The organism is Kribbella caucasensis (assembly GCF_004361855.1).
In the GTDB taxonomy this organism is placed as follows: Bacteria; Actinomycetota; Actinomycetes; order Propionibacteriales; family Kribbellaceae; genus Kribbella; species Kribbella caucasensis.
Genome location: NZ_SNWQ01000001.1, coordinates 501,515 through 519,237, shown reverse-complemented (window position 1 = coordinate 519,237; position 17,723 = coordinate 501,515). Strand labels below are relative to the sequence as shown.

Sequence of the window (17,723 nt, the reverse complement as noted above, 5' to 3'; positions counted from 1 at the left end):
TAGCAGAGCTTCATAGACTGGATGACGTGCAGATCGACTCGGCCCAGTTGGAGACCTTCGCGGCGATCATCGACGAAGGCAGTTTCGAGGCGGCCGCGCGGCGGTTGCGGATCACGCCGTCGGCCGTGAGTCAGCGGATGAAAGCGTTGGAGAGCAGACTCGGGCAGGTTCTGGTGCAGCGCGGCAAACCGACGCGAAGTACCGAGGCCGGTCAGGCGTTGCTGCGGCTGGCGCGTCAGGTCTCGCTGCTCGAGGTCGAGGCGATCGCGGCGGTCAAGGGCAAGGTGGAAGGACTCCGGTTGCCCATCGCGGTGAACGCCGACTCCTTGAATGGATGGTTCCTTCCCGCTCTGCTCGCCGTACCGCCGGAACTGGTGACCGCGTTCGACCTGCGGCAGGAGGATCAGGATCACTCCGCCGAACTGCTCCGCGACGGCACGGTGCTCGCGGCGGTGACGGCCGATCCGCGGCCGGTTCAAGGCTGCCGGGTGCAGGCGCTCGGACGGATGCGGTACTTGTCGATCGCCACCCCCGAGTACGCCGACCGTTGGCTGGCCGGCCGGCCTCTCGCCGAGGCTCTCGCGGTCGCCCCGATGACGGTGTTCAACTCGAAGGACACGTTGCAGCATCGGTTGCTCCGCAAGGTCACCCGGCGCCGGCTGGATCCGCCGGTGCACTCGATCCCGGCGTCCGGCCCGTTCGTACGCGCGATCCGGCTCGGGCTGGGCTGGGGGATGATCGAGGAGGAACTGGTCGAGGACGACCTGGCTGCCGGCCGCCTGGTCGAGGTTGCCAAGGGCAAGTATGTGGACGTGCCGCTGTACTGGCAGCACTGGAAGCTCGACTCGCCGGTGCTGGCCGCCTTCACCGACGCGGTGCTGCAGGCTGCGGAGGCAGGGCTTCGTACTCCTTGAGGTCGACCGCATTGCCTACTTTCAAAGGCATCTCGTCGATCAGTCGTCGCCACGGCAGGTAGGGCAGTAGCCGGAAGGTGAGATTCCGGACCGCGAGGAATGCCCTGCTGCCAGGAATCAACCAGCGGGCGCCGTTGACGGCTTGCTTCTGCGATGCCGCGACGAACCCGCGCATCACCTCGTCGTATTTGGTGAAGGCCCGCCTGTGGTCGCCGCCGGCCGCGTGGAGTTCGCCGGCCAGGACGTAGTGCCCCGCGTCGGATGTCATTTGGCGCTTGCGGCGCCCAGGCACGCACCTCGCCGCGTTGGAGAAGCATCCACGATGAACCCCGCATCGAGGACGCTTCTCCGCCTTGCGATGCACGCACCTGGACACCGCAATCACTCAAATGACATCCGACGCGGGGCACTGGGCGCCGACGATCCCGAGACTGGTACCCATGCCCGACAGCGGTGAGGCACAGTAGCCCGCATCGCCGATCGACCGCCGGTTCCGGGGAGGCGAAGTAGAACATCGCCTTCGCTTCGGTGTTGTCGCGGGCACTGTAGGTACCGACAGTCTTGCCCGGCACGGTGAGGAATCGCCCGGTGTGGTCGAGGCCGAGGTGGTTCGGGACTGTGTAGACGGACGCGTAGTAGCCGAGTTGATGGCTGCACGTCTCCTCGGGACCGAAGGCGAGTGCGCGCACGTTCGAGTGCAGTCCGTCGGCGCCGATCACCAGGTCGAACCGGCGCGACCCACCGCGTTCGAGAACCACTTGTACGCCGTCTTCGTCCTGCTCGAGCGACGCGATCGAGTCGTCGAAGAGGTACTCCACGTCGGCCCGCGTCGCGGCGTACAGGATCTCGACGAGGTCACCGCGGAGGAGCTCGAGCTCACCGCTGAACGCCTCGGGTGCTGTCGTGGCGACGGGCCGGCCGGACTTGTTGACGTAGACCATGCCGCCCATGCGGGTGGCGCGTGCCCGGGCGGCGGGGAGCAGGCCCATCCGGTCGAGCACCGTCAAGGACGCGCCGCGGAAGTCGACCGCGTAACCGCCGGGCCGGGGCGCCGGGGCTCGTTCGACGACGGTCGGGGTGAAGCCGAACCGCCGCAACCAGTAGGCCAGCGCTGGGCCGGCCACGCTCGCACCTGAGATCAGAGTCGTCGTCATGCCGTCGACTGTACAGGTGTCTTAGACGGACGTGCAAGACGTTCGTTTCGACTAGGATCCCGGCCATGGGCAACCGGGAGGCGCTGATCGAGGGCGCCAAGACGTGTCTGCGGGAGAAGGGGTACACGCGCACCACGGCGCGAGACATCGCGACCGCCGCCGGGGTGAGCCTGGCCGCGATCGGGTACCACTTCGGCTCGAAGGACGCGCTGCTGAACGAGGCAATGCGGCAAGCGCTGAACGAGTGGGGCGAACAGGTCGCCACCGCGATGACCGTCGGCCAGGACACTGAGGGGGATCGAGCTCGGGCGGCGGGCAGTGTTGCCCGGGATCGGTTCGTGGCGACTTGGCGGTTGGCTGTGGGGACGTTGTCGAACCCGAGTGCGCGGGCGTTGTGGTCCACGCAGTTCGAGGTGTTGAGTCAGGGTGCGCACATGCCCGACTTGTTGAAGGAGCTGTCGTCGATGCAGGCCGAGGCGCGGGAGGGCGTGGCGACTCTGTTCGGGGCGGTGGATTCTGACACGGATCCCGTTACTGTCCAGCAGGTCGGGTCGTTTCTGCAGGCGCTGCTGCTCGGGGTTGTCGCGCTGTGGATGTTCGATCCGGCTCAGGCGCCGAAGGGCGAAGATCTTGCCAAGGCGATCGAGTTGATCGCCGCCCGTCTCACCACCAACTGATACCGGCTGTGGCTGGAAGGACTTTGATGAAGAAGGTTGTGCTGGTCGCGCTCGGGGTGCTGCTGAGTGCGTCCGGGGTGGTGTTTACCTTGCAGGGACTCGGCTACCTCGAGGGCAGCTCGATGACCGGCAGCAGCTTCTGGTCCATCGCCGGCCCGATCATCGCCGCAGCCGGAGTCTCCCTGCTCTACGTAACCTTCCGCGGCCCCCGCGCCCGCTGACGTCTGCGGCCGCCGGCCCCGGTCCCCGCGCTGACCATCGTCGGGGAGTGGGCCGGTCAGAGTGGGCGGTACATGACGTGGAGGCCTACGTAGCCGTGGGTGGGGTGGCGGAAGGTTTCGGGGACGGTGCCGATGATCTGGAAGCCGAGGTCCTGCCAGAGCTTGACCGCGGAGTGGTTCGTCTCGACCACGGCGTTGAACTGGATGGAGCGGAAGCCTTCCCGGGTGGCCCAGTCGATCATGTCCTGGCAGAGTACGCGGCCGACACCCTTGCCGCGGCTGGCGGCGTCGACCATGAAGCTGGCGCTGGCGACGTGGGCGCCGGGGCCGGGACGGTTCGGGTACATGTTCGCGCTGCCGAGAACGGTGCCGTCGGCATCGACCGCGACGGTGGTCCGGCTCAGTACCGCTGACGAGGGTGACATCCAGAGCGACCGGGCTTGTTCCTCGGTGAGGGCCGGATCGTAGGCGTAGGTCTCGCCGGCAGTGACGATCTCGTGGAAGAACGGCCAGATCGCCGGCCAGTCGTCCGCGGTCGCGTTCCTGATCTCCACAAACCCTCTCCGGTCCTAATCGCACAAGAGCACTCCGGCCGCAGTACGGGCAGTTCTGCGGCAGCGCGAGTGCGAAAAGCATCACGCTCTGAGCGGAGAATGCCAACTGGTTTGCGGTCCGGCCGAATAGACTCGCGGGGGATGACAAACACCGTTGTCCATGGGTTGCCGCGCTGGAGTCTGGCCGTGCCCCCGCTCGCTCTCGTCGTCCTGGTGCTGTCCTGGGGTCGTGATCTCGGGGCGGTACTCCTCATCCTCGTCTGTGCCGGTCTCGGTGCGGCTGTCATCGCGGCGGTGCACCACGCCGAGGTGGTCGCCCATCGCGTCGGCGAACCGTTCGGCACGCTGATCCTCGCGCTCGCGGTGACCGTGATCGAGGTCGCCCTGATCGTCACGCTGATGGCGTCGGGTGGGGACAAGGCTGCTTCGCTGGCGCGGGACCCTTGTTCGCCGCGGTGATGATCACCTGCAACGGCATCCTCGGGTTGTCGCTGGTGGTCGGTTCGCTGCGGCATCGGACGCAGAACTTCCGCGTGCATGCGTCGGGGAGTGCATTGGCGGTGATGGTCGCGTTGGTGACGCTGAGTCTGGTGCTGCCGACGTTCACCACCTCGACGCCGGGGCCGACGTTCAGTGGGACGCAGTTGGCGTTCGCCGGGGTGGTCTCGCTGGTGATGTACGGCGTGTTCGTGTTCGTGCAGACCGTTCGGCATCGGGACTACTTCCTCCCCGTGGAGCCGTCGCAGGCAGTCGTGGGAACTGCAGGCGCCAACGAGTCCGAGACCGCGGCGGGAGGTGAGCCCAAAGCGGCGGCGAGTGATGAGGTCGGCGCCGCGGTGGAGGGGGACGAGGGGAAGGACGTGGAGGAGGAGGAGACGCCTGCGGCGGCGCCGAGTGGGAAGGTGGCGCTGAGCAGTCTTGGGTTGTTGTTCCTCTGTCTGGTGGCGGTGGTGGGGCTCGCGAAGACGGTGTCGCCGAAGTTGGAGTCCGCGGTCGAATCGGCGGGTGCTCCGCTGGCCGTGGTCGGGGTGATCATCGCGCTGCTGGTGCTCCTTCCTGAGACGGTTGCGGCGGTCCGTGCCGCGCTTCGGAATCGGCTGCAGAACAGCCTCAACCTCGCGCTCGGGTCCGCCCTGGCGAGCATCGGGCTGACGATCCCCGCGATCGCCGTGGCGTCGATCTGGCTGAGCGGTCCGTTGGTTCTCGGTCTGGGCGGCAAGGAGCTGGTGCTGTTCGCGCTGATCGTGGTGATCAGCATGCTGACGCTGGCGACCGGGCGGGCGACGCTCTTGCAGGGTGTCGTGCATCTGATGGTGTTCTGCTCCTTCGTCTTCCTGGCGGTGAGCCCGTGAAGTCGGAACACGAGTTCTTCGCCATCAATCAGGTCCCCTGGACCGAGGCCGGCCCCGGGATCACCCAGCGGCTGCTGAGCAATGACCCCGAGGACGGCACGCTGACCAGGCTGGCCCGCTGGGCGCCCGGGACCCAGACCACCGACGAGGTGATCCGGCACGAGTACTTCGAGGAGGTCTACCTGCTCGAAGGCTCGATCACCGACCTAACCCTCGGCCAAACCTTCACCGTCGGGTACTACGCGGCCCGCCGCCCCGGCATGCCCCACGGCCCCTACCGCACCGACGACGGCTGCACCATGCTCGAAATCCACCACCACGGCTGATCCTCCCGGCGAGGTTCCACCACTACGGCTGATCCGCCGGCGACGTGAGGGCCGCTTGGTGGCGTCAGGAGGTGGTGGGTTCTGAGGTGGTGGCTTCTAGGGAGGCCAGGTAGGTGACTACCTCCTGTTGGTGGTTGTGTTCGGCCCAACTGCGTGGGGTGCCGTTGTATTGGGGGTCTCGTGTGGTGGGGTCGGCGCCGAGCTCGATCAGCGTGCGGACTGTGGCTAGGTGACCATGGAAGGCGGCCTGGTGGAGTGGGGTGGTCATGCCGCAAACATTCAGGTTGAAGCCGAGGTCCTTCAGCGGTCGGAGCGCCTCGGTCCGGCCGAGCTCGGCCGCGCGGAGCGGAAGGTAGGGGTTGCGGTCCACCGCGCGACGAGCGAGCTCTGGTGAGGCGGTCGCCGGTTCGCCGCGCATGGCTGCCGCGAAGACCTCATGGACGTCGTCGAGCGGCGGCGCGCCCCGCTCGCGGAGCATGGTGGCGATCTCGGTGTGACCGGTGACCGCGGCCAACTCGTAGGCGCGGTGACCGCAGAAGATCGGGTGTTCGGTGCCGCGACCCTCGACGTCGACGCCGGCCTCGAGAACCAGCTCGACCCGATGCAGCAAACCCTCTGACGACGCGAAGACCAGTTCGTCTTCGAGCAATTGCTGCGGGGTCTGATGCGCCACAGTCAGGCGTTCATGCCACGGACCACCGTCACCACGTCCCAGGCCGAACTCCAACAGCAGCTCGAGATGGTCGTCCTCGTACGGCGGTGGGCAGCCTGGCCCGCAGTTGTACATCGTCTGGCTGTCGTTCGGATTCGCGCCGGCCTCCAACAGCAGGCGGGCCAGTGCGAGCCGGTCCTGATGCGGCGGTTGGTCGCCCTCGCCTCGCCCGAAGACACCGGTCAACGCGGTGAAGGGTGACGGCAGGGCCCTGCCAGAGATAACCCGCGTTCGGATCGGCACCCCGCGCCAGCAAGAGCCGAGCGATCTCCACCGAGGCGCCCGGCGTGATTTCGAGACGCGAATATGTCAAGTAGAGCAAGGGCTCCCAGCGAAACGGACCACCTTCGCGGCCGGCCAGAATCGGCTGCCGGTCCAACGCATCCCGGACCGTCTCCAGCTCGCCCGCGACGACCATGGTGTAGATGTTGCTCAAGGCAACTTCAGGGAACTCGTCCAGCAGCCGCCGGGCCGAGGTCTGCCGGGCGGGATCGTCCTGACCGTAGTGCAGCGTCGCCAGCTTGAGGAACTCGTCCGCGCGCTGGCCAGGTGTCTCCAATGGTCCGCCGACGGATTGCCGGTGCGGCGAGCGGCTGTACTGGTCGACCAGAGCGAGGTGGCGGCCCAATCGGGGCCAGCTCGGGAAGCCGTAGCTGCGGGCGATCACCAGCTGCGCGTCGGCCAGGTTGTCGACCGGATGGAACTCGCCGGCCAGGGCAACGGCTGACGGATCGCCCGAGCGGACCTGCTTGAGCAGGGTTTTCGCCTGGTTGCGCAGGTGTTCCAGGTTGGGGTCGTCGGGGAGTCTTCGGGTCGGCATAGCGACCTCCTCTCTGTGTGCCTGCTGTCCGCGTCGTCAGGCGAGAAAGGAGGTGAGCCAGGGGTCGCACACTCTCGTGTTCAGGTGGGCTGAGCCCTTCCCGCGGACCGGTGGCACCCTGAGTGCCTGCTCCAGATCGTAGCTGTCTGCCTGTCACCAGAGAAGATACGAGCCTGACGCCCGGACTCTTCGCAGCAATTTCCTCCCTGTGGACAAACCCCGATCCGCTGAGACCCAGCTCACCCGGGCCCCTACTTGAACATGTTCAAAATTGAGGTCTAGTCTCGCAGTGCCAGAGTTTTGAACGTGTTCAAGAAAGCTGAGGCAAGCCATGACGGTGGCGACGTACCTGATCTACATGCTGGTTTCCGTGCCGCTCACGGTGTGGGTGGCGCGCACGCTGAGCCGGAACGGGCGGATCTTCCTGGTCGACGTGTTCCACGGCAGCGAGGACTTCGCGGACGCGGTGAACCGGCTGCTGGTGGTCGGGTTCTACCTGGTCAACCTGGGATTCGTGACGCTGTTCCTGCGCACCGGCGACACCGTGATCGACGCCCGCGGCCTGATCGAGCAGCTGAGCGTGAAACTCGGCATCGTGATGGTCGTGCTCGGCGTCCTGCACCTGCTGAACGTGTGGATCTTCAACGCGATCCGCCGCCGCAGCCGGATCGACGAGATGACCAACCCGCCGGTCGCGCCGAACGGCTTCACGCCGCCCCCGCTCACCGGTACCGAGCAGCCGATGCCGTCGGGCTACTGACCGATGCGACAGTTGACGGTTCTGTACGACGCGCAGTGCGGCCTCTGCCGGCGGTTCAAGGGGTGGTTGGCCGCACAGCGACCGGCGCGGAACGCCAACGGCCAGGCAGTACGCCTGGTCTTCGTCCCAGCCGGATCCGCAGGGGCACGGCACCTGTTCCCGAAGCTGAACCACGCGGCGACCCTGCGCGAGGTGACAGTGGTCGCCGACGACGGGCGGGTGTACGTCGGCGACCGGGCGTGGATCGTGTGCCTCTGGGCGACCTGGGAGCACCGGCACACCGCAGTACGGCTGGCTAGTCCGGCGATGCGGCCGGTGGCGAAGGCGATGGTGCAGGCCGCGGCTGGTCTGCGGAGTTGGAACAGCGTCGGTGGTGGTGAGTTCAGAGAGGCGGGAGCGGAGGATGACTACGCTGACCGGTGTGACGGACAGTGCGACCGCCAAGGGTGAGCAGACCCGCGAGCTGATCCTGTCGACTGCCCTGCGGCTGTTCCGCGAACAGGGCTACGGCAAGACCACGATGCGTGCGATCGCCACCGAGGCGGGTGTGTCGGTCGGCAACGCGTACTACTACTTCGGTTCCAAAGAGCACCTCATGCAGGCGTACTACGACCACCTGCAGGCGCAGCACCAGGAAGTGGTCGACACGATCCTGGCCGAGGAGAAAGTGTTCACCCGGCGGCTCGGTGGGGTTCTCCATAGCTGGCTTGAGGTCGCGAGGCCGTACCACGAGTTCGCCGGGACATTCTTCAAGACAGCGGCCGAGCCGACGAGTCCGCTGTCGCCGTTCAGTGAGCAGTCCAAGCCGGCACGCGAGGCGAGTGTCGCCGTGTTCCGGCAGGTGGTGGATGGGTCCGACCTCAAGCTGCCGGCCGAGCTGAAGGCGGAGCTGCCTGAGCTGCTCTGGTTGATGCAGATGGGCATCGTGCTGTTCTGGGTGCACGACGACAGCCAGGACCTACGCCGGACGAGGGCGTTGATCGACCGATCCGTACCGCTGGTCGACCGCCTCCTCCGGCTGACCCGGATCCCGGGTGTCCGTGGGGTGGTCAACGACATCGTCGGTTTGGTCAGATCGGTCAAACCGTAGTCATTCGCCGGTCAGGCCGTCGATCCGTTCGCGGAGGAGGTCGGCGTGGCCGTTGTGGCGGGCGTACTCCTCGACCAGGTGGAGGTAGAGCCAGCGGACCGAGTACTCGCCGCGGCGGGGTCGCACGAAGATGTGGTCGAGGTCGTAGGAGTTAGCGATCTCGTCGGAGGTGCGGATGACCTCGCGGAAGTTGGCCAGGTCCTGCTCGGCGCGATCCGGGTCGACCAGGTCGAAGTCGCCGTCCGGGTGCTCGTCGGTCCACAGCTTGAGCTCAACCGGCCGGTTCGCCAGGCACAGCTGGAACCAGTACCGCTCCACCTCGGACAGGTGCCGGACCAGCCCGATCAGGCTCATCGTGGACGGCTGGATGCTCGCTCGCACCAACTGTTCACCTGTCAGCCCGGACGTCTTCCACAGCAGCGTGCCGCGGTGGTAATCGAGGAATCCCTGCAACAGTGCGCGTTCCCCGCCGATCTGCGGAGGGTCGGCCCGGAACGCGGACGTGGGATCTGTGGTCACAGCCGTGAAACCTACCGCGATGGAAATCACGCCGGGAAGTGAACCGGGGTGACCTATACTGATGGTGACGGTCCGCCCAGTTCTGCCTCGGACCATTTGGCAGTCGACCCCCACGCGCCGCGGCCACGTAGCCGCGCCGGGCAGGACGACCCTTATCGACTTCTCTTTGGAGTACTACATGGCGGTCAGCCGCCCCACGTCCACGTCCGATTCCCATCGAGCCCCGGAGACCCCGGCCCGCTCCCGTCGCCGCCGCCGTTCCGGCGCCCCCGGCAACAACTCCGCCCAGGCCGCGAACCCGGCCCAGGGCTCCACTGTCCAAGCCCAAAACACCACGCAGGGCAAAAACGCTGCCCAGGGCAACGATCTCGCACAGCGCGACGGACGCCGTACTGACGGTGGCCGTCGGCGTCGCTCCCGTACTACGACCGCGGATCGCGCCGCGTCCGCGGCAACCACGTCCGAAGTAACCACCTCCGCAGAGGCGTACGACGATGTCGTGGCGCTCGAGGTGCCGGAGGACCTGACCTTCGCCGACGTCGGCGTACCGGCCGAGCTGGTCGAGGCGCTGGCCGCGAACGGGGTGACCAAGCCGTTCCCGATCCAGGCGGCGACGTTGCCGGATTCGCTTGCAGGCAAGGATGTTCTCGGTCGTGGCCGGACCGGATCCGGGAAGACCTACGCGTTCGTCCTGCCTGTGCTGGCCAGGCTTGCCGCGAGCAACCAGAAGCGCCGGCCGAACCAGCCGCGGGCGCTGATCCTGGCGCCGACGCGTGAGCTGGCGACCCAGATCCAGGCGTCGATCACGCCGCTGACCGACGCGTTCGGCCTTCGCACGATGACGATCTTCGGCGGTGTCGGACACGCGCCGCAGATCACCGGCTTGCGTAAGGGTGTCGACATCGTCGTCGCCTGCCCCGGCCGGCTGGAGGATCACGTCAAGGCCGGGCACGCGAAGCTCGACGCGGTCGAGATCACCGTGCTCGACGAGGCCGACCACATGGCCGATCTCGGGTTCCTGCCCGCGGTCCGTCGTATCCTCGCGGCCACGCCGGAACGCGCCCAGCGGCTGCTGTTCTCGGCGACGCTCGACGCGGGAGTCGACGTACTCGTGCAGCGGTTCATGCACAACCCGGTCACGCACAGTGTCGACTCGGCCCAGTCGCCGGTCTCGAAGATGACGCACCACGTGCTGCACGTTCAGCCCGACGGCCGGCTGCCGGTTCTGGTCGACCTGACCGCGGCACCCGGTCGGACGCTCGTCTTCACCCGGACGAAGTACGGCGCGAAGGCGCTGACCAAGAAGCTGATCTCGCAGGGCGTTCCGGCGGTCGAGTTGCACGGCAACCTGTCGCAGGGCGCGCGGACCCGCAACCTGGAGGCGTTCTCGGACGGCTCCGCGAACACGCTGGTCGCCACGGACATCGCGGCTCGCGGTATCCACGTCGACGACGTGTCGCTGGTGATCCACGCCGACCCGCCGATCGAGCACAAGGCCTACCTGCACCGCTCGGGCCGTACTGCGCGTGCCGGGGCGGAGGGGACCGTGGTCACGCTGATGACCGACGACCAGGTCCGCGACGTCCGGGACCTCACCCGCAAGGCCGGTATCGCCCCGACTGTGACCAAGTTGGTCATCGGTGATCCGCTGCTGACCGAGCTCGCACCGGGCGAACGTAGCTTCGTGGAACCGCAGGTGAAGCCCGCCGGCGAGGTGCAGTCAGTACGGCGTACCGCGGGCGCGGGTGGCTCGTCAGGCGGCGGCCGTGGTCGCCGCGGGCGTGGATCCGGCTCCGGTCAGGGTGCCGGGCGTGCGTCCGGCGGTGGCCAGAGCGCGGGACGAGGGCCGGCTGTCGCTCCAGGACGCGGGTCCACGGGTGGTCAAGGATCGGGTCGTGGGTCCGGCGGTGGCCAGGGCTCGGGACGTGGGTCGGGCAAGGGCGGGCAGGCGCGTGGTGGGAACCGTGGCGGCTCGGGCGGTGGGTCGGGCCTGAGCTACAGCACGACGACACCTGGCTCGAACAGCCGGCCCGCAGGCGCAGCCGCGTTCTCCGCCGGTTCCCGCGCAGGCGCGTCCCGCAGGGGACGCTGACAAAACCCGGCAGGGCGGTAGCGTTCGGGGGTGGACACTGTTGCGCAGGTCTTTGTCGGGTTGGCTGGTGTGTTTCATCTCGCCGTCTTTGTGATGGAGAGCCTGCTGTTCCGCAAGCCGAGCACCTATCGCCGGTTTCTGGTGAAGTCGCCCGGAGGCGGCCGAGTCGGTTCGGCCGTGGGCGTTCAACCAGGGGTTCTACAACCTGTTCCTGGCGCTCGGCGCGCTCGGTGGGCTGATCGCGGGCGGCGACCGCGGTCACGCGATCGCGCTGTTCGCCTGTGCGTGCATGGCCGGCGCCGGGGTGGTCCTGGTGGCGTCGGACCGGCGGATGACCCGGCCGGCCGCGCTGCAGGCCGTGCCGCCGATCGTCGCCCTGGTGCTCGCCGCGGTTCTCTAAAACTTCAGGTGGACTTGAAGTCCACGGGTTGACTTAAAGCCCACTTGATGTCCGAGGGTTCTCGGCATGACCGCAACAGTTGAGGATCAGACCACCCGTCCCGCCGGGAGCCGGCCGACCGGTGTGATGGCGCCGGAGTACCGGGCGTTGACGATCGGGATGGTCGCACTGATCACCCTGGTCGCGTTCGAGGCCCTCGCCGTGACGACCGCGATGCCGACCGTGGCGCAGGCGCTGGACGGCCTGTCGCTGTACGCGCTCGCGTTCGGCGGGCCGCTCGCCTCCGGGGTCGTGGCGATGGTTGTCTCGGGCAAATGGTCCGACCTGAAAGGCCCGACCCGGCCGCTCTGGCAGGGGACCGCCTGGTTCCTGGCCGGCCTGCTGATCGCCGGACTCGCGCCGACGATGGAAGTGCTCGTCGTCGGCCGCATTATCCAGGGCTTCGGCGGCGGACTGGTCACGGTCGCCCTGTACGTCGTGGTCGGGCATCTCTACCCGGCCGAGCTCCGGCCACGGATCTTCGCCGCTTTCGCGACCGGCTGGGTGGTTCCGTCGCTCGTCGGTCCCGCGATCGCCGGGCTGATCGTGGAACACGCCAACTGGCGGATCGTCTTCCTCGCCGTACCGGTGATGGCGATCCCGGCGGCGGTGATCATGCGTCCAGGGCTGTCTCGAGCCGGCCGGACGGCGGCGCCCGGCCGGATCTGGGATCGGCAGGCGGGCTGGGCGGTCGGCGCGGCGCTAGGTGTCGGGCTGCTCCATTACGGAGGTCAGCAGCGCGGTCTGCTGCAGATCGTCCTGGTCGCGGTCGGCCTGGGCAGCGTGGTCGCCTTCGCGCCGAGGTTGTTGCCGAAGGGCACGTTCGCGATGGCGTCGGGTCTGCCGGCAGTGATCGCCCTGCGTGGGCTGGTCGCGGCGGCGGGCTTCGGGGCCGAGGTGTTCCTGCCGCTGATGCTGACCCGTGAGCGCGGTCTCTCGCCGGCCTGGGCCGGGCTCGTGCTGACCGTCAGCGGCCTCACCTGGACGGCGGCCTCGTGGTACCGCAGCCGGCCCAACCAGCCGTTCGCACACCACGTGTTCCTGCAGGCGGGCATGGTCTCGATCGTGCTCGGCATCGTGACCGCCGCGCTGACACTCAACGAGCACGTGCCGGTCGTCGTCGGCATCATCGGCTGGGCCTTCACCGGGCTCGGGATGGGCACCGTGTTCCCGACGGCCTCGGTGCTGGTGCTGGAGTACTCGAACCCTGAGCAGCAAGGGGTCAACAGCTCGGCGGCACAACTCAGCGACTCGTTGCTGACGGCAACCGTGCTGGCGATCGGCGGGTCACTGTTCGCCGCGATGGAGCCGCACTCCCCGATCACGGCCTATCTGGTCGCCTTCGGTCTGCCCGCGGCACTGGCGGTCCTGGGCATCCACGCGGCGCGGCGTACCAGGGTCTAGTTCACTCCTTCGAGCCGGTGACGGCGATGCTGGCGCCGAGGCCGATGATCATCAGGCCGCCGGTACCGCCGACCAGCTCGAGGCGGCGGGGTGAGCGGGCGAACCAGTCCCGTGCGGTGCCGGCGACGAGGGCCCAGATGCTGTCACAGCACAGCGCGATCAGGATGAAGACCAGCCCGAGCAGCAGGATCTGCACGGACGCCGATCCCGCGTTCTTGTCCACGAACTGCGGCAGCACGGCCGCGAAGAACACCGCGGTCTTCGCGTTGGTCACGCCGACCAGGAACCCCTGCCGCAGGACTCGCCGCGTGTTCCCCGGCTTCACCCCACTCGCGAGGGCCTCGGCGAGCGACTTCCTGGTCCGGAACGCGTGCACGCCCAGGTAGATCAGGTACGCGGCGCCGGCCAGCTTGACCACGGTGAGGGCGATGGCGCTCGCGGCGATCAGCGCACCGAGACCGAGCGCGACGGCGAACAGCATCGTGGCCGCGCCGAGGGTGTTGCCGAGCATGGTCAGCAACGCCTCGCGCCGGCCGACGGCGAGCGCCCGTCCGACGATGAACAGCACGCTGGGCCCTGGGACGACGATGATCACCAGGGCGGTGACGGCGAACGCGATCAGGTGCTGAGTGGACGGCATCTGCTCAGGGTAGGCGCGATCCACGTCGGTGGCAGGTGGGTTTCCGGCCGGTGGGATAGGTCACCCGCCACGCCGGTTCCGTTGACCCTCGCCGAATCCGGCCGCTACGGTTCGGGGGACAACCTGCGGTGCCAAGAGGGAAACCGGTGAGAGTCCGGTACGGCCGCGCCACTGTGAGCGAGCTTGCTCGTGAGTCAGGACGCTCGGGCACCAGCAGCCTTTCGAAGGGGACGCGCACTTCCCCAGGAGGTCACGATGCCCACTCCCGCACGCTCGGTCGCCGTACCGGCCGTCTCGCCGCGCCTGCTCGCGCTCGCGCTGCTCACCGTCGGACTGCTGTTGATGCTGGCCTACCTGGTCGCGTTCGACCAGGGTGCCGTCTCCCGCTCGGGGATGTACCTGCACGAGCTGATGCACGACGGCCGCCACCTGCTCGGTGTGCCCTGCCACTGAGTCCTGTTCCATCACCTTTTCGCTGCCCGTGAACCGGGCTGCCTGAACCACTTGACAGGACTTTGTCATGCGCACATTCGGATCTCTTCTGGTGCGCGGGCTGATCGTCGGCCTCTTCGCCGGTCTGCTGGCCGGGACCTTCGCGTACGTGATGGGCGAACCGCACATCGACGCCGCGATCGCGATCGAGGAAGCCGCCGGCGCCACGCACACCCACGAAACCGGCGATGCCGCTGAGCCCGCAGCGGCCGAGGAGGAGCCGTTGGTCAGCCGGGACAGCCAGCGGGCCGGACTGTTCCTCGCCACCGCCCTGTACGGCGTGGCGCTCGGTGGCATCTTCGCGGTCGCGTTCGCGCTGCTCCGGCGGAAACTGCGGACCCCCAGCGACTCGTACGCCGCCCTGGGGCTGGCGGCCGCCGGGTTCGTCGGGGTCGTGCTGATCCCGTTCCTCAAGTACCCGCCGAACCCGCCGGCTGTCGGTGATCCGGAGACGATCACCAAGCGGACGATCACTTACTTGCTGACCTTGGTGATCGGGTTGCTCGCGGTTTGGGCCGGCGTGGCCGCGTCCCGCTGGGCTGCCCGGCTCGGGGAGCAGCCGTGGATCCGGTGGGGCGTCGGGGGAGCCGCGTTCGTGGCGACCGTGGTCGCGGCGTACCTGATCCTGCCGGCGATCAACGAGGTACCGGGGTCGTTCCCGGCGACGTTGCTTTGGCAGTTCCGGTTCGCCTCGCTCGGCACGCAGGCGGTGCTCTGGACACTGCTCGGATTCGGCTACGCTGCGGTGATGGATCGTCGCACTAAGTCAGTTCACGCCGAAGCGGTCACCGCGTGACGGTGCTGCGGCTCGTCGCGCACGCCCTGACTCCGGGTCTGCGCGGCCTGGTTCTCGGTGGTGACCCCGAGCCGGACCGGGCCGGGCTGGAAGCGGCCCGGTCGGTGCGGATCGAGGCCGACGCCGCGTACTGCGGGCCGGAGCCGGCCGCGGTGAAGACGGCGGAGGCGATGGGGCTGAGCCCGATCGTCGATCCGGCGCTGCGGGACCGGTACTACGGAGACTGGACCGGTCGGGATCTCGAGGAGCTGTTGACGGTGGATCCCGAACGGGTGTCCGCCTGGCTCGAGCGCCCGCATACCGCACCGCCCGGCGGCGAGACCGAGAACGACCTGATCACCCGATCCGCCAACTGGCTGGCCGATCTGGCGAAGCCCACCGAGAGTCCGGAGGAGCGGCGTACGGTCGTGGCGGTGGTGCATCCGTCGGTGGTTCGGGGGATGGTGCTGGCGGCGTTGGACGCTCCGGCCGAGTCGTTGCGGCGGGTGGATGTGCGGCCGCTGGCGACGGTGACTTTTTCCCTGCACGCCGGCAGTTGGTCACTCGCCTTCCACTGAATCACCGCTTCCCGTCAGCGCTTGACGATGTCAGACTGCACTAGCCCGGTGTGAGGGCCGGGTGACCGACAGTCACGGGGAGTCGCGATGACGGAGGCGGACCAGCTCGCCGAGCGCTACCGCGCCAATCACGCACGCCTGGTCGCCGCCCACGATCGGTTGCAGGTCGCGGTCGACGCCGGGACCGCGACCGACGACGACCGACGCCGGCTGGCCACGATCGGCGAGTTGATCGCACCGGTCTCGTCCACCGAGGTGGATGCCGAGGGCAACGTTGTCGAAGTACAGCGGTACCGCCAGTTCCTCAAGGTGGATCCCGAGGGACAAGGGCGGGCCGTCGAGGTGCTCGGCAACCTTCCCGATGCCAACAACATCGCGGTCCTGGTCCCGGGGATGGGCAACAGCCTGGACACGTTCCGCGGCCAGTCGGACCGTGGTGACCTGATTCGGCAGGAGTCCGGCCCGGGGACCGCTGTAGTCGTCTGGCTCGACTACGACTCGCCGCAGGGCCTCGTGGCTGCCGCGAGCAAGGATGCGGCGATCGACGGTGGAGCCAGGCTGGCGGACTTCCTGACCGAACTGGATGACCTGAAGTCACCGGCCGCGAGTACCACGCTGGTCGGGCACAGCTACGGCACGGACGTGGTCGGTCAGGCACTGCTGCAAGGCGGCCGCGCCAACCGGGTCGTGATGACCGGCTCGCCCGGGATCACGAAGTACATCGACGAGGCGGCCGACTTCGTTCAGCCGCCAACCCGCCTGTACGTCGAACGTGCGCCCGGCGACTACGTCTCGTACACCCAGTGGCATGGCCCCGATCCGGCGACGTTCCCGGACGCGATCCGGATGGCGACCAACGATCCGCTGGCCAACGACGAAGCGGTCTCGGTGCACTGGCACAACGAGTACTACCGCCCGAACAGCGAGGCTCTGCGCAACATCGGCCGGGTGGTCCGGGGCGACCTGGCCGCGATCACGACGACGGACACGAGCCGGTCGGCCGAGACCAAGCTGATCCTTGGTACATCGTGGGGCGATTCGCTGGCGGCCGTCGCGGGCACCGCGTCGAAGGTGTATGACGGGGTTGTGTCACCCGGCAAACCGTCCCCGGAGTCCGCCCGCGCCGCATCAGCTCGTACTTCGGCCGCGGCGGCGCGTACTACGGACGGGGCGGCCCGGCGTCCGGGAGGGCCGGCGCGATGACTGATGATCGGGAGTTCCTGCGGGACGAGTTGATCGCGGTCGCGGCAGCCGTCGTACCGGATCAGCGGCCGGTGGTCACGCACGACCCCGGACCGGTGAATCCGGCTGCGTTGTTCGACGGGCGCGGTCCGGCCACGGTCTGCCGGATCACGGTTGAGACCGGCAACCCGTCCGCTCCGGATCCGGCGGCCGCGGTTCATGCTGCGGCGGAGGTGTTGCGGGCCAGGGGCTGGACGGCCGAGGTCGCCGCCGAGGAGAACGGCCATCACCGGGTCGTTGCCAGCCGCAACGGCTTCGACGTCGCCGTGCACGCGTGGTCCACCGATTGGCGCATCACGTTCATCGGCGAGACACCCATCGGTAAGACGCCGTCGGCGTAGGCCGGGTCGGCTGCCGTCGAGGACTGCGCCGTGGACAGGCCGGTAACCCCGGTCGGTGGTCCGAGTCCTGCTGCCAGGACCAGACGAAGGATGACAATGACCGAGGCGGAGCAGCTCGATCGACTGATCGAACGTGCCCGGGAGCTGCCGGACGAGGCGGGTACGGCGAAGAACCGACCGGAAGGACCCGCTCGATGACGTTGTCTCAGGCCCGGGAGTTTCTCCGGGAAGAGCTGCTCGCCGTGGCCGCGGCCTCGGTACCGGGGCTAGACGGCGTGGTCACGCACGACCCGGGGCCGGTCAACCCGAACGTGCTGTCCGATGGCAGCGGGCCGGCCACGGTCTGTTCGATCACGGTCCAGACGGGTGATCCGAAGGTTGTCGACCCGGTCGGTCAGACGGCCGCCGCGGCTGCCGAGCTGACCGCGCGCGGCTGGCAGGTCGAGGTCGAGCCGGTCGAGGCTGGTCACCACCGGGTCGCCGCGTCCCGGGACGGCTACGACATCGCCGTCCACGGCTGGGACGGCGAATGGCGGCTCACCCTCGCCGGCGAAACCCCGGAAATCCCCGAGTAAGTACGCCGTACCAGGTTGCCTAGCTTGTCGCAGCGCGCTCCGCGGC

At 68.3% G+C, this 17,723-nt stretch carries 24 protein-coding genes, 1 pseudogene and 1 riboswitch; of the genes and pseudogenes, 18 read left to right on the top strand and 7 right to left on the bottom strand.

What is annotated here, in order from left to right; all coding sequences use genetic code 11:
* The first annotated feature begins 26 nt into the window (after positions 1-26).
* Positions 27-914: a LysR family transcriptional regulator ArgP gene (locus EV643_RS02455; protein WP_133798263.1), complete on the top strand. Its 888-nt coding sequence runs from the start codon at positions 27-29 to the stop codon at positions 912-914.
* Here the strand turns inward: EV643_RS02455 and EV643_RS02450 are convergent.
* Both EV643_RS02450 and EV643_RS46810 read right to left on the bottom strand, forming a co-directional pair.
* Complete coding sequence (locus tag EV643_RS02450; protein ID WP_133798262.1) at positions 865-1,182, bottom strand: Rossmann-fold NAD(P)-binding domain-containing protein; 318 nt, start codon at positions 1,180-1,182, stop codon at positions 865-867. The two genes, EV643_RS02455 and EV643_RS02450, sit on opposite strands and share 50 nt — an antisense overlap.
* 466 nt (positions 1,183-1,648) lie before the next feature.
* A pseudogene (locus EV643_RS46810) lies at positions 1,649-2,068 on the bottom strand (FAD-dependent monooxygenase); the annotation flags it as partial.
* Between the two features lie 65 nt (positions 2,069-2,133).
* Here EV643_RS46810 and EV643_RS02440 point away from each other — a divergent pair.
* A complete protein-coding gene (locus EV643_RS02440) occupies positions 2,134-2,745 on the top strand; it encodes a TetR/AcrR family transcriptional regulator (RefSeq protein WP_133798261.1) in 612 nt (203 codons plus the stop codon).
* 26 nt (positions 2,746-2,771) lie between these two features.
* The gene (locus EV643_RS02435) at positions 2,772-2,966 is read left to right on the top strand and encodes a hypothetical protein (protein WP_133798260.1); all 195 of its coding nucleotides are present in this window, start codon (positions 2,772-2,774) and stop codon (positions 2,964-2,966) included.
* Between the two features lie 56 nt (positions 2,967-3,022).
* Here the strand turns inward: EV643_RS02435 and EV643_RS02430 are convergent, their stop codons facing one another.
* Complete coding sequence (locus EV643_RS02430; RefSeq protein ID WP_133798259.1) at positions 3,023-3,520, bottom strand: GNAT family N-acetyltransferase; 498 nt, start codon at positions 3,518-3,520, stop codon at positions 3,023-3,025.
* A gap of 141 nt (positions 3,521-3,661) precedes the next feature.
* On the opposite strand from EV643_RS02430, the gene EV643_RS45355 reads away from it, so the two are divergent.
* From EV643_RS45355 to EV643_RS02420, 3 genes are read left to right on the top strand one after another with little or no spacing between them, the layout of a single operon-like run.
* Positions 3,662-3,979, top strand: coding sequence for a calcium:cation antiporter family protein (locus EV643_RS45355; RefSeq protein WP_238165303.1), 318 nt, complete (start codon positions 3,662-3,664; stop codon positions 3,977-3,979).
* Entirely contained in the window at positions 3,979-4,872 is an 894-nt protein-coding gene (locus tag EV643_RS02425) for a calcium:cation antiporter (RefSeq protein ID WP_238165302.1), read from the top strand. The genes EV643_RS45355 and EV643_RS02425 overlap by 1 nt, the downstream gene beginning before the upstream one ends.
* Positions 4,869-5,198, top strand: coding sequence for a cupin domain-containing protein (locus EV643_RS02420; protein ID WP_133798258.1), 330 nt, complete (start codon positions 4,869-4,871; stop codon positions 5,196-5,198). Before EV643_RS02425 ends, EV643_RS02420 begins: the two co-directional genes overlap by 4 nt.
* A gap of 64 nt (positions 5,199-5,262) precedes the next feature.
* Here EV643_RS02420 and EV643_RS45350 read toward each other — a convergent pair whose 3' ends face one another.
* Together EV643_RS45350 and EV643_RS45345 are read right to left on the bottom strand one after the other, a co-directional pair.
* Positions 5,263-5,871, bottom strand: coding sequence for an ankyrin repeat domain-containing protein (locus tag EV643_RS45350; RefSeq protein ID WP_238165301.1), 609 nt, complete (start codon positions 5,869-5,871; stop codon positions 5,263-5,265).
* Between the two features lie 28 nt (positions 5,872-5,899).
* Positions 5,900-6,730 (bottom strand): hypothetical protein, encoded by an 831-nt coding sequence (locus EV643_RS45345; RefSeq protein ID WP_238165300.1) that lies wholly within the window; start codon positions 6,728-6,730, stop codon positions 5,900-5,902.
* 331 nt (positions 6,731-7,061) lie between these two features.
* Between EV643_RS45345 and EV643_RS02410 the strand changes: the two genes are divergently transcribed.
* The 3 genes from EV643_RS02410 to EV643_RS02400 are packed head-to-tail and all read left to right on the top strand — an operon-like array spanning position 7,062 to position 8,580.
* Complete coding sequence (locus tag EV643_RS02410) at positions 7,062-7,490, top strand: hypothetical protein (protein ID WP_133798257.1); 429 nt, start codon at positions 7,062-7,064, stop codon at positions 7,488-7,490.
* A 3-nt stretch (positions 7,491-7,493) separates the two neighbouring features.
* Entirely contained in the window at positions 7,494-7,940 is a 447-nt protein-coding gene (locus EV643_RS02405; RefSeq protein ID WP_133798256.1) for a thiol-disulfide oxidoreductase DCC family protein, read from the top strand.
* Positions 7,912-8,580: a TetR/AcrR family transcriptional regulator gene (locus tag EV643_RS02400; RefSeq protein ID WP_202869352.1), complete on the top strand. Its 669-nt coding sequence runs from the start codon at positions 7,912-7,914 to the stop codon at positions 8,578-8,580. Before EV643_RS02405 ends, EV643_RS02400 begins: the two co-directional genes overlap by 29 nt.
* On the opposite strand, the gene EV643_RS02395 is transcribed toward EV643_RS02400, so the two are convergent.
* Positions 8,581-9,099, bottom strand: a complete 519-nt coding sequence (locus EV643_RS02395) for a DinB family protein (RefSeq protein ID WP_133798254.1) — start codon at positions 9,097-9,099, stop codon at positions 8,581-8,583. It lies immediately after the preceding gene.
* Between the two features lie 178 nt (positions 9,100-9,277).
* On the opposite strand from EV643_RS02395, the gene EV643_RS02390 reads away from it, so the two are divergent.
* From EV643_RS02390 to EV643_RS02380, 3 genes are all read left to right on the top strand, one after another.
* Entirely contained in the window at positions 9,278-11,191 is a 1,914-nt protein-coding gene (locus tag EV643_RS02390; protein WP_238165299.1) for a DEAD/DEAH box helicase, read from the top strand.
* A gap of 205 nt (positions 11,192-11,396) precedes the next feature.
* A complete protein-coding gene (locus EV643_RS02385; RefSeq protein ID WP_370452213.1) occupies positions 11,397-11,591 on the top strand; it encodes a DUF1304 family protein in 195 nt (64 codons plus the stop codon).
* Positions 11,592-11,657: 66 nt separating this feature from the next.
* Complete coding sequence (locus EV643_RS02380) at positions 11,658-13,034, top strand: MFS transporter (protein WP_133798253.1); 1,377 nt, start codon at positions 11,658-11,660, stop codon at positions 13,032-13,034.
* A gap of 1 nt (position 13,035) precedes the next feature.
* On the opposite strand, the gene EV643_RS02375 is transcribed toward EV643_RS02380, so the two are convergent.
* Entirely contained in the window at positions 13,036-13,674 is a 639-nt protein-coding gene (locus EV643_RS02375; protein WP_133798252.1) for a LysE family translocator, read from the bottom strand.
* Between the two features lie 91 nt (positions 13,675-13,765).
* Positions 13,766-13,900, top strand: a riboswitch (cobalamin riboswitch).
* A 29-nt stretch (positions 13,901-13,929) separates the two neighbouring features.
* On the opposite strand from EV643_RS02375, the gene EV643_RS02370 reads away from it, so the two are divergent.
* From EV643_RS02370 to EV643_RS02345, 6 genes are all read left to right on the top strand, one after another.
* Complete coding sequence (locus EV643_RS02370; protein ID WP_133798251.1) at positions 13,930-14,127, top strand: CbtB domain-containing protein; 198 nt, start codon at positions 13,930-13,932, stop codon at positions 14,125-14,127.
* Positions 14,128-14,194: 67 nt separating this feature from the next.
* Positions 14,195-14,962 carry a CbtA family protein gene (locus tag EV643_RS02365; RefSeq protein ID WP_133798250.1) on the top strand — a complete coding sequence of 256 codons (768 nt, stop codon included), beginning with the start codon at positions 14,195-14,197 and terminating at the stop codon, positions 14,960-14,962.
* A complete protein-coding gene (locus EV643_RS02360; RefSeq protein WP_133798249.1) occupies positions 14,959-15,519 on the top strand; it encodes a histidine phosphatase family protein in 561 nt (186 codons plus the stop codon). The genes EV643_RS02365 and EV643_RS02360 overlap by 4 nt, the downstream gene beginning before the upstream one ends.
* Positions 15,520-15,606: 87 nt before the next feature.
* On the top strand, positions 15,607-16,722 hold the full coding sequence (locus EV643_RS02355) for an alpha/beta hydrolase (RefSeq protein ID WP_133798248.1): 1,116 nt from the start codon (positions 15,607-15,609) through the stop codon (positions 16,720-16,722).
* The gene (locus EV643_RS02350) at positions 16,719-17,102 is read left to right on the top strand and encodes a hypothetical protein (protein WP_133798247.1); all 384 of its coding nucleotides are present in this window, start codon (positions 16,719-16,721) and stop codon (positions 17,100-17,102) included. The genes EV643_RS02355 and EV643_RS02350 overlap by 4 nt, the downstream gene beginning before the upstream one ends.
* 194 nt (positions 17,103-17,296) lie before the next feature.
* Positions 17,297-17,677: a hypothetical protein gene (locus EV643_RS02345; protein WP_238165298.1), complete on the top strand. Its 381-nt coding sequence runs from the start codon at positions 17,297-17,299 to the stop codon at positions 17,675-17,677.
* Positions 17,678-17,723 lie beyond the last annotated feature (46 nt).